The sequence below is a fragment of the Brevundimonas sp. AVps23W genome, from assembly GCF_058681395.1.
The window spans coordinates 2,204,382-2,219,072 of record NZ_CM178738.1; the positions used below are offsets into that span (position 1 = coordinate 2,204,382).

At 67.0% G+C, this 14,691-nt stretch carries 10 protein-coding genes; 4 read left to right on the forward strand and 6 right to left on the reverse strand.

Translation table 11 applies throughout. From position 1 onward, the window contains the following. Nucleotides 1–197: 197 nt before the first annotated feature. Nucleotides 198–3,653, reverse strand: a complete 3,456-nt coding sequence (mfd, locus tag ACW177_RS10735; RefSeq protein WP_492025709.1) for a transcription-repair coupling factor — start codon at nt 3,651–3,653, stop codon at nt 198–200. Next, nucleotides 3,653–3,982 carry an FAD assembly factor SdhE gene (locus ACW177_RS10740; RefSeq protein ID WP_346496910.1) on the reverse strand — a complete coding sequence of 110 codons (330 nt, stop codon included), beginning with the start codon at nt 3,980–3,982 and terminating at the stop codon, nt 3,653–3,655. Before ACW177_RS10740 ends, mfd begins: the two co-directional genes overlap by 1 nt. Before the next feature lie 145 nt (nt 3,983–4,127). Between ACW177_RS10740 and recG the strand changes: the two genes are divergently transcribed. The 4 genes from recG (at nt 4,128) to ACW177_RS10760 (ending at nt 10,820) form a co-directional block, all read left to right on the forward strand. Then, nucleotides 4,128–6,215, forward strand: a complete 2,088-nt coding sequence (gene recG, locus ACW177_RS10745; protein WP_492025710.1) for an ATP-dependent DNA helicase RecG — start codon at nt 4,128–4,130, stop codon at nt 6,213–6,215. Between the two features lie 93 nt (nt 6,216–6,308). Further along, the gene (locus ACW177_RS10750) at nt 6,309–7,922 is read left to right on the forward strand and encodes an NAD(P)/FAD-dependent oxidoreductase (RefSeq protein WP_492025711.1); all 1,614 of its coding nucleotides are present in this window, start codon (nt 6,309–6,311) and stop codon (nt 7,920–7,922) included. A 313-nt stretch (nt 7,923–8,235) separates the two neighbouring features. Further along, nucleotides 8,236–9,178 (forward strand): IS630 family transposase gene (locus ACW177_RS10755; protein ID WP_267515012.1). Its coding sequence is split into 2 segments (ribosomal slippage): nt 8,236–8,571 and nt 8,573–9,178, totalling 942 coding nucleotides; the frame shifts between segments, so codons are not numbered across the junction. Between the two features lie 148 nt (nt 9,179–9,326). After that, nucleotides 9,327–10,820 (forward strand): serine hydrolase domain-containing protein, encoded by a 1,494-nt coding sequence (locus tag ACW177_RS10760; protein WP_492025712.1) that lies wholly within the window; start codon nt 9,327–9,329, stop codon nt 10,818–10,820. Between the two features lie 642 nt (nt 10,821–11,462). Here the strand turns inward: ACW177_RS10760 and ACW177_RS10765 are convergent. From ACW177_RS10765 to tmk, 4 genes are read right to left on the reverse strand one after another with little or no spacing between them, the layout of a single operon-like run. Further along, nucleotides 11,463–12,257: an MBL fold metallo-hydrolase gene (locus ACW177_RS10765; RefSeq protein ID WP_492025713.1), complete on the reverse strand. Its 795-nt coding sequence runs from the start codon at nt 12,255–12,257 to the stop codon at nt 11,463–11,465. Beyond that, the gene (locus ACW177_RS10770; RefSeq protein ID WP_492025714.1) at nt 12,254–13,036 is read right to left on the reverse strand and encodes a TatD family hydrolase; all 783 of its coding nucleotides are present in this window, start codon (nt 13,034–13,036) and stop codon (nt 12,254–12,256) included. Before ACW177_RS10770 ends, ACW177_RS10765 begins: the two co-directional genes overlap by 4 nt. Further along, a complete protein-coding gene (locus ACW177_RS10775) occupies nt 13,036–14,028 on the reverse strand; it encodes a DNA polymerase III subunit delta' (RefSeq protein ID WP_492025715.1) in 993 nt (330 codons plus the stop codon). The genes ACW177_RS10770 and ACW177_RS10775 overlap by 1 nt, the downstream gene beginning before the upstream one ends. Beyond that, nucleotides 14,025–14,657: a dTMP kinase gene (gene tmk / locus ACW177_RS10780; protein ID WP_492025716.1), complete on the reverse strand. Its 633-nt coding sequence runs from the start codon at nt 14,655–14,657 to the stop codon at nt 14,025–14,027. Before tmk ends, ACW177_RS10775 begins: the two co-directional genes overlap by 4 nt. Nucleotides 14,658–14,691: the final 34 nt, after the last annotated feature.

Here is a 14,691-nt window from a genome sequence, read left to right on the forward strand (position 1 = left end):
CCCAGCAAAGCTTGAGTCCGCTTCCCGCCCCGAACAGACCATCACCGTGTCCGCTTACAGGCCGGAGGCCGGCCCTTGCCACGGCGATGCGTCCCTGTCGTTTCACACCTTGAGCTGACGCCAGACAATCACATTGCACTATGGGATACGCCATGTCCTCGGGCCAAGCCCGAGTACGAGAGCCGCAGCGGGGGCCTCTACGCCCCCGCCACCCGCGCCAGATCGGCCGTGATCCGCTCCGCCACCTTCAGCCGGTCCTCCGCCGTCGGCCAGTCGCCCGTCACGACGATCTTCTGATCCGGCCGGATCTTCCAGAAGGCCTGGTTCTTCTGGATCAGCCCGACCAATCCAATGGGATTGGGGAAGCTGTTGTCGCGCAGGGTCAGCACGGCCCCGCGCGGCCCGATGTCGATTTTCTCGATACAGGCGCGGCGGCAGTTCGACTTGATGCCGACGATCTTCAGCAGTTGCTGCGCCTCGTCCGGCAGGGGCCCGAACCGGTCGATCAGTTCGGCGGCCAGGGCTTCGCGATCCTCGGCCTGTTCGGCGTCGGACAGGCGGCGATACAGGCTCAGACGAACGTTCAGGTCCGGGACGTATTCCTCTGGAATCAGGACGGAAGCGCCCACATTGATCGACGGCGACCAGCCGCGATCCACAGTGGCCCCCTCGCCCTTCTCGCGCAGCTCGGCGACCGCGTCTTCCAGCATCTGCTGATACAGTTCGACCCCGACCTCGCGGATATGGCCCGACTGTTCGTCGCCCAGCAGATTGCCGCCGCCGCGCTGGTCCAGGTCGTGGCTGGCCAGTTGGAAGCCGGCGCCCAGATTGTCCAGCGACTGCAAGACCTGCAACCGTCGCTCGGCCGACAGGGTCATCGGCTTGACCGCATCCGTGGTCAGATAGGCGAAGGCCCGCGCCTTGGACCGGCCGACCCGGCCCCGGATCTGATACAGCTGGGCTAGGCCGAACATGTCGGCGCGGTGCACGACCAGCGTATTGGCCGTCGGGATGTCCAGCCCGCTCTCGACGATGGTGGTCGAGACCAGGACGTCGTATTCCCCGTCGTAGAAGGCGCTCATCACCTCCTCGAGCTGGGTCGCCGACATCTGGCCGTGACCGACCACGAATTTCACCTCGGGCACCTGCTCTCGCAGGAATTTCTCGATGGCCGGCAGGTCCTTCAAGCGCGGCGCGACATAATAGGCCTGGCCGCCACGATATTTCTCGCGCAGCAGGGCCTCGCGCACCAGCACCGGGTCCCACGGCGTCACATAGGTCCGCACCGCCAGCCGGTCGACCGGCGGGGTGGCGATGATCGACATCTCGCGAATGCCCGACAGGGCCATTTGCAGGGTTCGCGGGATCGGGGTGGCGGTCAGGGTCAGCAGATGGACGTCGGCGCGCAACGTCTTCAGCTTCTCCTTGTGCTTGACGCCGAAGTGCTGCTCCTCGTCGACGATAACCAGGCCCAGGTCGCGGAAACCGACCTGTTCGGACAGCACCGCATGGGTGCCGACGACGATCTCGACCGAGCCGTCCTTCAGGCCCGCCCGCGTCTCTGACGCCTCCTTGGACCCGACCATCCGCGACAGTTGCCGCACCTTCACAGGCCAGCCGGCGAACCGCTCGGTGAAGGTCTTGTAGTGCTGGCGCGCCAGCAGGGTGGTCGGCGCCACAATAGCCACCTGCTGCCCCGTCATGGCCACCACAAAGGCGGCCCGCAGCGCCACCTCGGTCTTGCCGAAGCCGACGTCGCCGCAGATCAGGCGATCCATCGGCGTGCCCTTGCCCAGGTCTTCCAGCACGTCGCCGATGGCGTTCAGCTGGTCGTCCGTCTCCTCATAGGGGAAGCGGGCGCAGAATTCGGCGAACAGGCCCGGCGGCGGCGTGACGGCGTCCGTCTCGCGCAGCGCCCGCTTGGCCGCCAGCGCAATAAGCCCCTCGGCCATGGCCCGCAGCCGTTCCTTGGCCTTGGCCTTCCTCGCCTGCCAGCCGGCCCCGCCCAGCTTGTCCAGCTGAACCCCGTCGGCGTCGGTGCCATACCGGGTCAGGAGGTCAATGTTTTCAACTGGCAGATAGAGTTTGCTCTCGCCGGCGTACAACAGCTCCAGACAGTCGTGCGGCGCCTGCTGAATCTCCAGCGTCTTCAGCCCCTCATACCGCCCGATGCCGTGATCTAGGTGCACCACCAGATCCCCGGTCGTCAGGGCCGAGGCCTCGGCCAGGAAGTTCGACGCCCGCCGCTTCTTGCGCGGCCGCGCCAACCGGTCGCCCAGGATGTCGGTCTCGGAAATGACCGCGACATCGTCCGTCGCAAACCCATGCTCGACCGGCAGGACGCCGCGCAGATACAGATCCTTCGGCGCGGCCAGCACATCGGCCCAGTCGCGCACGGCGACGATATGATCCAGGCCGTGATCGGCCAGCATGGTCGCCAGCCGTTCAGACGAGCCTTCGGTCCACGAGGCGAACAGCACCCGTTTGCCGTCGGCCTTCAGCGCCGCAGCATGGGCCGCCACCGCCTCGAACAGGTTGACGCTGTCCTGCGCCCGCTCGGCCGCAAAGGTCCGGCCCAGGCGACCGCCCGCGTCCTCGCCGCCGCCCGAGAACGGCGTGAACCGTCGCACGGCGCGACCGGCCAGCGCCTGGTTCCAGTCACCGGCGTCCAGATACAGCGACCGGGGCGGCAGCGCCCGATTGGCCGCCGCGTGCCCTTTGGTTTTCGCCGCTTCCGTCCGCCCCTCATAGGCGTCTGCGATCAGGTCCCACCGCTCGGCCCGCGCGCTCTCGGCCTGATTGTCGAGGAAGATCTGGGCCTGGTCCGGCAGATAGTCGAACAGCGAATCCAGCGTCTCGTAGAACAGCGGCAGCCACTGCTCCATGCCCTGACGCCGCGCGCCCTCGCTGATGGTCGCATACAGGGGATCGTCGCCCGGCGCCCCGAACAGCTTCAGATAGCCGGTGCGGAAGCGCGAGATCGCATCGGCGTCCAGCAGGGCCTCCGACACGGGCGCCAGCGACACCGCCGTCATCTGCCCCGTCGATCTCTGGGTCTCGGGGTCGAAGGTGCGGATCGATTCCAGCTCGGACCCGAACATGTCCAGCCGCACCGGCTCCTCGAAGCCCGGCGGGTACACATCGACCACCCCGCCCCGCACGGCGAACTCGCCGCGCTCCGACACGGTCGAGGCCCGGACATAGCCGTTGGCGGCGAAGTACCGCTCCAGCGCCTGGATATCCAGATCGCGGCCCACCTTGGTCTCGAACCCCGCCTGGGTCGTCACCGACCTGGGCGGCGTCCTCTGCATGGCCGCGCCGACGGTCGTGACCACCAGAACCGGCGCGTCCCCCGGATTGCGCTGGGCCAACCGCGTCAGGGTCGCCATCCGCTGGGCGGCGATCCCCGCCGTCGGGCTCAGCCGGTCATAGGGCAGACAGTCCCAGGCCGGATATTCCAGGATTTCTATGTCTTGCGAGAAGAAGCGGAACGCCTGAACAAACCCGCCCGACCGCTGATAGTCGCGCGCCACAAACACGCCGACCCCGCCGCTGGCCTTGATCCGCTCCGCGACGACCAGGGCGTCCAGCCCCTCGGGCGCCCCGCCCAGATCGGCGTCGGTCCGGTGCTGCACAGTGACCTGTTGATCCATCAGCCGATGCCTTTGCCGACCTCGGCCGCCACATGCTCGCGCATGAAGGCCCGCACCTTGGCCATCACCGGCGTCTCGAACTCGGGCGGGGTCGGGTCACGCTCGATGATCCAGCCGTAAAGCCACTGGTCTTCCTCGTCGATCAGCAGTTCCAGCTGGTCCAGTTCGGCGTCGGTCAGGGTCGGCGCCACCTGGTCCGAAAACGGGCCCAGCACCATGTCGGCCTCGCGGAAGCCGCGCCGCCAGGACCGGAACTGGATTCGGCCCAGCCGCTGCTTGCGGGCCAGCGCCGCCTGGTCGCCACTGTCGTCTTGGGGGATTTCGGTCACAAGCAATCCTGGCCCGGCAAGGTTGAAGGACGTTCAAGCCGCGATCCACCGCGTGGCGAACCTCAGCGTCCTAAAATGGAAGAAGCGCAGATAGCGCTCCTTCGCCCACTTCGCCACCCGTCATGGTCACGCTATGTTCCCGGCGATGCGTCCGCAGATTCTCTTTCCCCTGTTCGCCGAGGTCTCCAGCCTGAAGGGCGTGGGCCCCCGCGCCCTGCCCCTGGTGCAGAAGGTGGCGGGGCCGCTGGTGCGCGACCTGGCCTTCCTCAGCCCCTCCGGCGTCATCGTCCGCCGGCCCATGGAGGCGGCGACCGCCGTGGACGGCGAGGTCGGGATCTTCGAGATCGTCATCGACCGCCTGTTCGTCCCCAGCCGCCCCGGCGCCCCGCTGAAGGTCCGCGCCAGCGACCCGACCGGCTTCGTTCACCTGGTCTGGTTCGGCGGCTCGCCCCAGCATATCGACCGGCTGCTGCCGCGCGGCGAGACCCGGCTGGTCTCGGGCAAGGTCGAACGCTTCAACGGCGAGGTCCAGATCGTCCACCCGGACATCGTCACCCTGGACAAGGCCGCCGACATCCCCGCCTCCGAACCCGTCTATCCGGCGACGCAGGGCTTGACCTCGCGCCAGCTGCGCAAACTGGTCCAGACCGCCCTGCCCGCCGCCCCCGACCTGCCGGAATGGCAGGACCCCGCCTGGCTGAAGAAGCAGAACTGGCTGGGCTGGCGCGCCGCCCTGGACACCCTGCACGCCCCGGCGGGCGAGCTGGACCTGACGCCCGACGCCCCCGCCCGCCAACGCCTGGCCTATGACGAATTCCTGGCCCACCAACTGGCCCTGGCCCGCCGTCGCCGCGCCCGCGAAATCAAGCCCTCGGCCATCATCGCGCCCGGCGCCGCCTCCTCACACCTGCTCCAGGCCCTGCCCTTCACCTTGACCAACGCCCAGGCCCAGGCCGTCGCCGAAATCCGCCGCGACCTGGCCTCCGGCAAACAGATGGGCCGGTTGCTTCAGGGCGACGTCGGTTCGGGCAAGACCGCCGTCGCCGCCCTGGCCCTGGCCGACGCGGCCTCCAGCGGCTTCCAGTCCGCCCTGATGGCCCCGACCGAAATCCTGGCCCGCCAGCATTACGAAAAGCTCGGCCCCCTGCTGGAGGCGGCCGGCGTCGCCTCCGTCCTGCTCACCGGCCGCGACACCAACGGCCAGAGGCGCGAGAAGCTGGCCGCCCTGGCGTCAGGTCACGCCCAGGTCGCCATCGGCACCCACGCCCTGTTCCAGGACGCCGTCCGCTTCGACCGCCTGGCCCTGGCCGTCATCGACGAACAACACCGGTTCGGCGTCAGCGAGCGCCAGCGGCTCCAGGCCAAGGGCGATCCGCGCATCGGCGCCGTCCACCTGCTGACCATGTCGGCCACCCCCATCCCCCGCACCCTGGAACTGACCCAGTACGGCGAGCTGGAGGTCAGCCGCCTGATGGAGAAGCCGCCGGGCCGCACCCCCGTCACCACCGCCGTCGTCCCCCTGGCCCGCATCGGCGAGGTCGCCGCCCGGTTGAAGACGGCGCTGGACGCCGGCGCCCAGGCCTATTGGATCTGCCCCCTGGTCGCCGAATCCGAGGCCATAGACCTCGCCGCCGCCGTCGACCGCGCCGACGATCTGCGCCGCCTGCTGGGCGTCGCGGTCGGCCTCGCCCACGGCCAGATGCCCGGCGCCGAGCGTGAGGCCGTCATGGCCGACTTCGCCGATGGCCGCCTCCCCCTGCTGGTCGCCACCACGGTGGTCGAGGTCGGGGTCGACGTGCCCAACGCCTCCATCATGGTCATCGAACACGCCGACCGCTTCGGCCTGGCCCAGCTGCACCAGCTGCGCGGCCGCGTCGGTCGCGGCTCAAAGGCCAGCTCCTGCATCCTGCTGTACGGCGGCCAGGACGGCGCCCTCGGAGAAACGGCCAAGGAACGGCTCGAAACCCTGCGCCGCACCGAAGACGGCTTCGTCATCGCCGAGGAAGACTTCCGCCTGCGCGGCGGCGGCGACCCCCTGGGCCTGAAACAGAGCGGCTTCCCCGCCTACCGCTTCGCCGACCCGATCCGCCACCGCGCCCTGATGCTGGCCGCCGCCGACGACGCCCGCCTGATCCTGAACCGCGACCCCGACCTGACCTCCGAACGCGGCCAGGCGGTTCAGGTGCTGGAAGAGCTGTTCGACTGGAAGGGGCATAGGTCGGGAGCGGATTAAAAGGGACGGCCACGCCCGCGCCCAACACCCAACACCCGTCATCCTAGGCCTTGCACCTAGGATCCAAAGACTCGACCGGCTAGAACGCCCCGGATGTTGCGCCTGTCAGAACTCAAACTGCCCCTCGACCACCCGCCGGAGGCCTTGCCCGCCGCGATCGCCGCCCGCCTGGGCGTGCCGCCGCACGATCTTATCTCTTGGTCGATATGGAAGCGGGCGCACGACGCCCGCCGGAAGTCCGCGATTCTGAAAGTCCATATCCTTGACGTCGAGGTGAGGGATGAATCAGCGGTGCTGGCCCGCCTTGCGGACGACGTGCACGTGGCGCCGACGCCAGACGTCGCCTATCGCCCTGTCGCTGTTGCGCCCAAGACCGAGCGCCTTCGGCCGGTCGTGATCGGGGCCGGGCCGTGCGGCCTGTTCGCCGGGCTGATCCTGGCCGAGATGGGGTTCAAGCCGATCATCCTCGACCGCGGCAAGGTGGTTCGGCAGCGGACCAAGGACACCTGGGGCCTGTGGCGGAAAGGCAAGCTGGACCCGGAATCCAACGTGCAGTTCGGCGAGGGCGGCGCGGGCACCTTCTCCGACGGCAAGCTCTACAGCCAGATCAAGGATCCGCGTTTCCTGGCCCGCAAGGTGCTGACCGAATTCGTCGCGGCCGGGGCGCCGGAGGAAATCCTCACCGAGGCCCACCCGCACATCGGCACCTTCCGCCTGGTGACCATGGTCGAGGCCATGCGCGAGAAGATCGAACGGCTGGGCGGCGAGTACCGCTTCGAGCACCGGGTCACCGACATCGATCTCGACAAGGGCGCCCTACGGGGCGTGCGCCTGCACACCGGCGAGACGCTTGAGGCCGACCACGTGGTCTTCGCCATCGGCCATTCGTCGCGCGACACCTTCCAGACCCTCTACGAGCGCGGCGTCCATATCGAGGCCAAGCCGTTCTCGATCGGCTTCCGCATCGAGCATCCGCAGTCGTGGATCGACAAGGCCATGTTCGGTCCTTGCGCCGGCCACCCCGATCTTGGCGCGGCGGCCTATACGCTCTCGCACCACTGTTCAAACGGCCGGACCGTCTACAGCTTCTGTATGTGCCCGGGCGGCACGGTGGTCGCGGCCACCAGCGAGCCGGGCCGCGTCGTGACCAACGGCATGAGCCAGTATTCGCGCAACGAGCGCAACGCCAACTCCGGCTTCGTGGTCGGCATCTCGCCCGAGGATTATCCCAGCGACCATCCGCTGGCGGGCATCGAACTGCAACGGGAGCTGGAGACCCGCGCCTATGTGGCCGGCGGCGGCGACTATTTCGCGCCGGGCCAGCTGGTCGGCGACTTCCTGGCGGGCCGCGCCTCGACCGCGCTGGGCGAGGTCGTCCCCAGCTATAAGCCGGGCGTCCGCCCGACCGACCTGGCGCCCCTGATGCCCGACTATGTGATCGCCGCCATGCGCGAGGCCCTGCCCGTCTTCGGCCGCAAGATCGCCCGCTACGACGACGCCCAGGCGGTTCTGACGGGCGTCGAAACCCGCAGTTCATCCCCGATCCGAATGACCCGCGGCGCCGACTTCCAGAGCCTGAACGTGCGCGGCCTCTTCCCTGCCGGCGAAGGGGCCGGCTATGCCGGCGGGATCCTGTCGGCCGCCGTTGACGGCATCAAGGTGGCCGAAGCCGTCGCCCGGTCGATGGTCGCGAAGGGGACGGCGTAGCCAAAAGGCGGCGCATCGCCACCATCGTGTGACAATCCGGACCTCGTCAGAGGGCGTGGAGCAGACTTCACCCCCCCAGTCGAGTTTCGCCGAATGCCGCATCAGGCGGAAGGCATACTGCCTTGCTCGCCGGTCCAACAGTTACGCAATACGCCAAATCGGTCATTCACTGTCGGCCCCAAACGCGACATTCAGCGCGCGCTCGAAAGTCGGCTTTCCGGCCGCTAGAGCATGGCTCGCTTTGACGGAATCGGGATTCCCAAGTTTGCGGTGATCTGATTCAACATCCGTGCTGGATGGGAGGCCAGCCCGGATGACGGCTCCTTATTCGATGGATCTTCGTGAGCGAGCGTTGGCGCGTAAGGCGGAGGGCGAGACACACCGGGAGATCGCGGCGGCGCTTCGGATCAGTCCGTCTTGCGTGTCCAAGTGGACGAAGCGAGTTGGAGAGACAGGTTCGGTGGCGCCGGGCCAGGTCGGCGGCCACAAGCCTCGCACGCTGTCAGGAGACTGCGCCGAATGGCTGCGCACCCGCATCGCCTCAGGGCCGTTCACGCTCAGAGGACTGACGGCCGAACTTGCCGCGCGCGGGATCAAGACCGGCCCTCGAGCGGTGTGGGTGTTCGTGCACGCTGAAGGACTGAGCTTCAAAAAAAACACTGCTGCCTGAGGAGCAGGCCCGGCCTGACGTCGCGCGCCGCCGCGCACGCTGGAAGGCGCATCAGGGGCGGATCGACCCGTCGCGACTGGTGTTCCTGGACGAGACCTGGGTCAAGACCAACATGGCGCCCTTGCGCGGCTGGGGGCCGAGGGGGCGACGCTTGAAGGGCCACTCGCCCTTCGGTCACTGGAAAACCCTGACCTTCATCGCCGCCCTGCGCCATGACCGGATCGACGCGCCCTGGGTTATCGATGGTCCGATCAACGGTGCGATCTTCCTCGTCTACATCGAGAAAATACTGGCTCCGACCCTGTCGCCTGGCGACGTCGTCGTCCTCGACAACCTCGGCAGTCACAAGGGCAAGGCCGCCCGCGCCGCTGTCAGGGCCAAAGGCGCACACATGATCTTCCTGCCCCCTTACTCCCCCGACCTGAACCCCATCGAACAGGTCTTCGCCAAGCTCAAACACCTCATGCGCAACGCCCAGCCCAGAACCATTGAAGCCACGTGGCGAAAGGCCGGAGAGATCATCAATCTCTTCAGCCCCGCCGAATGTGCGAACTACCTCGTCAACTCAGGATACGGTTCCGTGTGAAGGAATCACGCTCTAGCCCAAGACGGTTCCCGACCCGTTGCGGACTTTCCGAACGTCCGCTGTTGAACCTAGACCTCAACCTTGTCGTCGGGCGATGCTTGTGTAACTGCGCGGACCGATTCTGCCCGACCGTCTTGGTGAGACTTCGATGCTCAAACACTTGTTGGTGCCTTGCACGACGCTGATGCTGTGGAGTGTGAGCGCAGAGGCTCAATCAACTTCACCGCCGCCTTCCAACGAAGCCGAACGGCTTGCCATCCATGAAAGGATCGACCGTGTCGAGCGAGGGCTCACCACGCCTGTCGTCATAAGGGGTGCACAAGGTCAGAAGATGACGCTGAAGGATCGCATGGCCTTCCATCAGGTCCCGGCCGTCAGCATCGCGGTAATCAACAACGACCAGGTAGAGTGGGCACGGGCCTATGGCATGGCCGACGCCGCAGGCGACCACCCGGCGACGGTCAACACCTTGTTCCAGGCAGGTTCGATCAGCAAGTCGGTTGCTGCCATCGGAGCCTTGCGCTTGGCTGAACAGGGCAAACTCATCCTCGATGAGGATGCCAATAGCCAACTCGTCTCATGGAAAATTCCGGAAAACGAGTTCACGCAGACCAGGGCGGTCACCCTGCGCATGCTGCTCAACCACAGCGCCGGCATGACTGTGCATGGCTACAACGGGTATGCGCAGGATGAGGCAGCGCCGACACTGGAGCAGACACTGGACGGTGTCGCGCCGGCCAACTCCGAACCCGTCCGGGTTGACCTCATCCCCGGCAGCACCTGGCGATATTCAGGGGGCGGATACGAAATCGTCCAGCTGATGATGACAGAAGCCAGCGGGTCTCCTTTCGAACGATACATGCAAACCGAAGTTCTCGATCGACTTGGGATGAGCCAAAGTACGTTTGCCCCCATGTTGCCCCCTGGATCACGCGCCTTCGCGGCAACGGCTTACGAAAGCGATGGCCGAGCCGTCCCAGGTCAGTGGCGCGTCTATCCGGAATCCGCCGCGGCAGGTTTGTGGAGTACGCCGAGTGATCTCGCGCGCGTCGTAATCGCCGTCCAGCAGGCGGAGGCTGGCGCCTCAGGAAGCATCCTCCCCCACAGCCTGGCGTCTTTGATGTTGACACGCGGGCTGGGCCAGTACGGTCTCGGATTCTACGTTGAAGATCTCGGTGCCAGCACAAGTTTCGGTCACAGCGGCGGCACAAAAGGGTTTCGTTCTCAACTCTACGGCTACACGCAATCAGGCCAAGGCGTGGTCGTGATGACCAATAGTGACAACGGGGCGGCTTTGATCGCCGAAATCCTCGGCAGTATCGCCGAGGAATACGGGTGGCCCGAATTCCAGGCCATCGAGAAGGTTGCGGTACCTGGCGATGCGACACTGAACAGCCAGTATGCTGGCGATTATCTGCTGCTAGACCAACCGGTCCACATCATAGCCGCAGGTGATCGCCTGCACTTCCAGAGCGATCTGTTCGGCGCCAAACCTATGGAGATGTTCGCCGAGTCGCAGACGGCGTTCTTCATGACGGCACAGGACATGTCGATCCGCTTCGAACGCGGCGATGAAGGCGCTGTCACAGGGTTCAGCCTGTTTCGCGGGGCAAACGTCTACACTGGCGTAAGGGCTCAATAGAAAGATTGCCCGTACCAAGGCGGACTTCTACCAACAGTCCAACCTCGACTATGGCTGCGGCGGCGCGGTACGCCCGTCCACCATGGTTTACTCAGGCGCGATTCCGGTCGGAGCCTCGCGACTGTCCGTGCCGCCCAATGCTGACGTCGATGGAAACCCCTTCGCAGTCTGAGGCCAGACGTCCGCTTTCGGCGCCGAAATCCTGGAACCGAAATCCACCCCGAACGGACGTCCGGCACGTCCGCTTTCCAGCGCAGCTCTGCTGAATGAAAATGTGAGGAGAGCGGTTCGTATAGATGAACCAGGGAAGGCAAACGAAGGTCATCTCTCCTAATTTGGCGAACTGAACCTAATCATTTCAACACCCTAACGCGCCCAGACGGCCATCGACCAACCACGCCTCCAGACTGTGTTAGCCTCGTCGTCCGGTCTTTGACATCGGGCGCGCGCCGCAGTCCGCCTGCGCCGTCCCCCCCCATCAACGCCACAGCAGGCGCTCCCTGGCGCGTTCGGCGCCTTTGGCACGGTTGTCACCCTGTTTTCGCGCCAAACCGAAGGGCCTCAGCGGACCCTAACGCCACAGCATGCGCTTTGGCGGTTTGGCGGTTTGTCACCCTGTTTTTACGACAGGCCTGCCAAAACTCAGCCGATCATGCAGGTCCAGCCGTCGAACCCGACCTCGACATTGGCCGGAACAATCGCCGACAGTTCCTTGTAATCCATGTCGATATGCAGGTTCGTAAGCACGGCCCGCTCGACGTCCGCCGCCGCAATCCACTCCAGCGTCCGGTCCAGATGGGCATGGGTCGGATGGGGGGTGTAGCGCAGGGCGTCGACAATCCAGACCTGACACCCGGCCACCGCGCGGATCGCCGCCTCGTCCAGGTCCGACACGTCGCTGGAATAGGCCATGTCGCCCAGCCGATAGCCGACCGACCGGATCGGCCCGTGCCCCTGATCGAAGGTCACGACCGGGATCGCGCCCCCCGGCCCCTCCACCGACCAGGCCGTCCCGTGCGGCGGGATGAGCTGGGCGTCCAGCAGCGGCGGATAGCCGAACTTGCTCTCGAAGATATAGTCGAACCGGTGCGACAGGGAGTTCAGCGTCGCCTCATCCATCCAGGCCGGGATCCGCTTGCGCGCCCGCGTGGCGAAGGTCCGCAGGTCGTCGATCCCGTGGGTCTGGTCCGCATGGTCGTGGGTATAGAGGACCGCGTCCACATGCCGGGTCCCCGAGGCCAGCATCTGTTCGCGCAGATCCGGCGAGGTGTCGATCAGGATGTTGGTCATCCCCTCCGGCCCCGTTTTGCGCGCCAGCATCGAGCAGCGCGTCCGCCGGTTCCTCGGCTCGGCCGGGTCGCACACGCCCCAGTCGCCGTCGCCCCGCGGCACCCCGCCCGAGGATCCGCTGCCCAGGATGACGACTTCGAAGCTCATGCCGATCTCGGTATCCGGTCAAAGAGGCCGAAGAAGGCCTCGGTGGTTCTCTGATCCGCCTCCTCGGCGCTCCAGCCTCGGATCTCGGCCAGCTTGTCCAGCACATGGCGGATATAGGCCGGCTCGTTGCGCCGCCCCCGATGCGGGATGGGCGCCAGATAAGGGCAGTCGGTCTCGACGATTATACGCTCGGCCGGCATGTCCCGGATCACCGCCCGCACATCCTCGGCCGCCTTGAAGGTGGCGATGCCCGAGACCGAGAACCACGCCCCCAGTTCCGCAGCGATTCCCGCCAGTTCCACCCCGCTGGTGTAGCAGTGCATCAGCATCTTGAACGGCCCGGCGGCGTGCTCCTCCTTCAGGATCGCCCCCATGACCTCATCCGCCTCGCGGGTATGGATCACCAGCGGCAGGCCCGTCTCCCGCGCCGCCGCCACATGCTGGCGGAACACCGCCGCCTGGATCTCGCGCGGGCTGAAGTCATAGTGGAAGTCCAGACCGCACTCGCCGATCCCCACCACCTTGGGCCGCTGCGCTAGTTCGATCAGGGTCGCCGCCGTCAGCTCCGCCGCATCCTTGGCCTCGTGCGGATGGACCCCGACCGTGCACCAGATGTCGTCGTTCGCCATGGCGATCCCATGGGTCGCCTCGAATGTGGTCAGCTTGTCCGAGATCTCGACCATCAGACCGACCCCGGCCTCACGCGCCCTGGCGATCACGTCGTCCCGGTCCTCGTCGAACTGGGGCGCGTGCAGGTTCACATGGCTGTCGATCAGCATCAGCCCATCCGCTCTTGCTGGGCCTGCACCCGCCTTAAGTCCGCCAGCGCCCCGGCCAGCACATCGGCCTTGTCCAGGTTCAGCCCCGCCGCCCGCTCCGGCAAGGGCTGCAGCCGCTCCCACAGCTCGGCCCAGCGATTGCCTGCGCCGGCCGGACTGCTCAAGGCCCGCATCCGCACCGCCGCGATCAGCCGGTCCATCAGGGTCTCGAACCGCTCCTGGCCCTCCGCGCCCCGGAACTTGTCGGCGATGGCCAGGGCCTCGGCCCGGTCCACATCGCCCTCGACCCAGCGCCGCGCCAGTTGATCCATCTCGAAGGTCGCCCCCGACGCCAGAGCCAGGGCCGCGCCCGGCGATCCCCCCGCCATGGCCGCCGCGTGCTCGGCCTCCTCCGGCTCCGCCCCCGTCCGGTTTCGCACCAGGGTCTCCAGCCGCTCCGGCGTCCATATGGGGAAGCTCAGCCGCCGGCAGCGCGAACGGATCGTGGCCAGCAGCCGCCCAGGGGCGTGGGTCACCAGGAACAGCACGCCCCGCTCGGGCGGCTCCTCCAGAACCTTCAGCAAGGCGTTGGCCGCATTGATGTTCAGATCGTCCGCCGCATCGATGATCGCCACCCGGTGCTGGGCCTGGGACGGGCTCTTGGAGAAGAACTCGGGCAGGTCGCGCGACTGATCGACCGAGATCGACTTCTTGGTCTTGCCGCCCTCGACCAGCCGTTCCAGCACCAGCAGGTCGGGATGGGACTGGGCCGAGATCAGCCGGCTGACCGGATCCTCGCGCCGCGCGCCCAGCGGCCCGCGCGCCGGATCGGCCGCCGCACCCAGCAGCCGCCGCGCCGCGCGATAGGCGAAGGTCGCCTTGCCCGTCCCCTCGACCCCGCACAACAGCCAGGCGTGGTGCAGCCGCCCCCGCTCCCAGGCGTCCAGAAAGGCCGCTTCCGCCGCCGCATCGGGAACCAGGTCGAACCGGTCGCGGGGATGGTCGTCGCTCACAGCAGCCGGTCCTGAACCGCCTGCCAGACCCGCGCCTCAACCTCGTCCTGCGATCCCACGGCGTCGATCAGCAAACACCGCTCAGGATGGGCCTCGACGATCCGCAGGAAGCCCTCGCGCAGTCGCTGATGGAACTCCAGGCCCTTGGACTCGAACCGCGTCTCGAACTGGCCTCGCCCGAACGCCCGCTCCAGCCCCACCTCGACCGGCAGGTCGAACACCAGGGTCAGGTCCGGCTGGTCGTCCCCGACCACGCCCGCATCGATCTGTTCGATAAAGCTCTGGGCCACGCCCCCGCCGGCGCCCTGATAGGCTCGACTGCTGTCGGCGAACCGGTCGCACACCACCCAGTCGCCGGCGTCCAGCGCCGGCCGGATTGTCCGCTCCAGGTGATCCGAGCGCGAGGCGTACATCAGCAAGGTCTCGGTCATCGCCGACCAGGGCTCAGCCTCGGTGGCCACGACCAGGTTGCGGATCACCTCCGCCCCCTTCGATCCCCCCGGTTCGCGCGTCCGCACCACCTGGCGATCGCCCAAGAGGTTTTGCAGTCGCTCGACCAGCCGGCCGACCTGAGTCGACTTGCCGGCGCCCTCGCCGCCTTCGAAGCTGATGAATTTTCCACGGGTCACGGGCGCACAATGGCGACCGCGGCGCGGGAGGCAA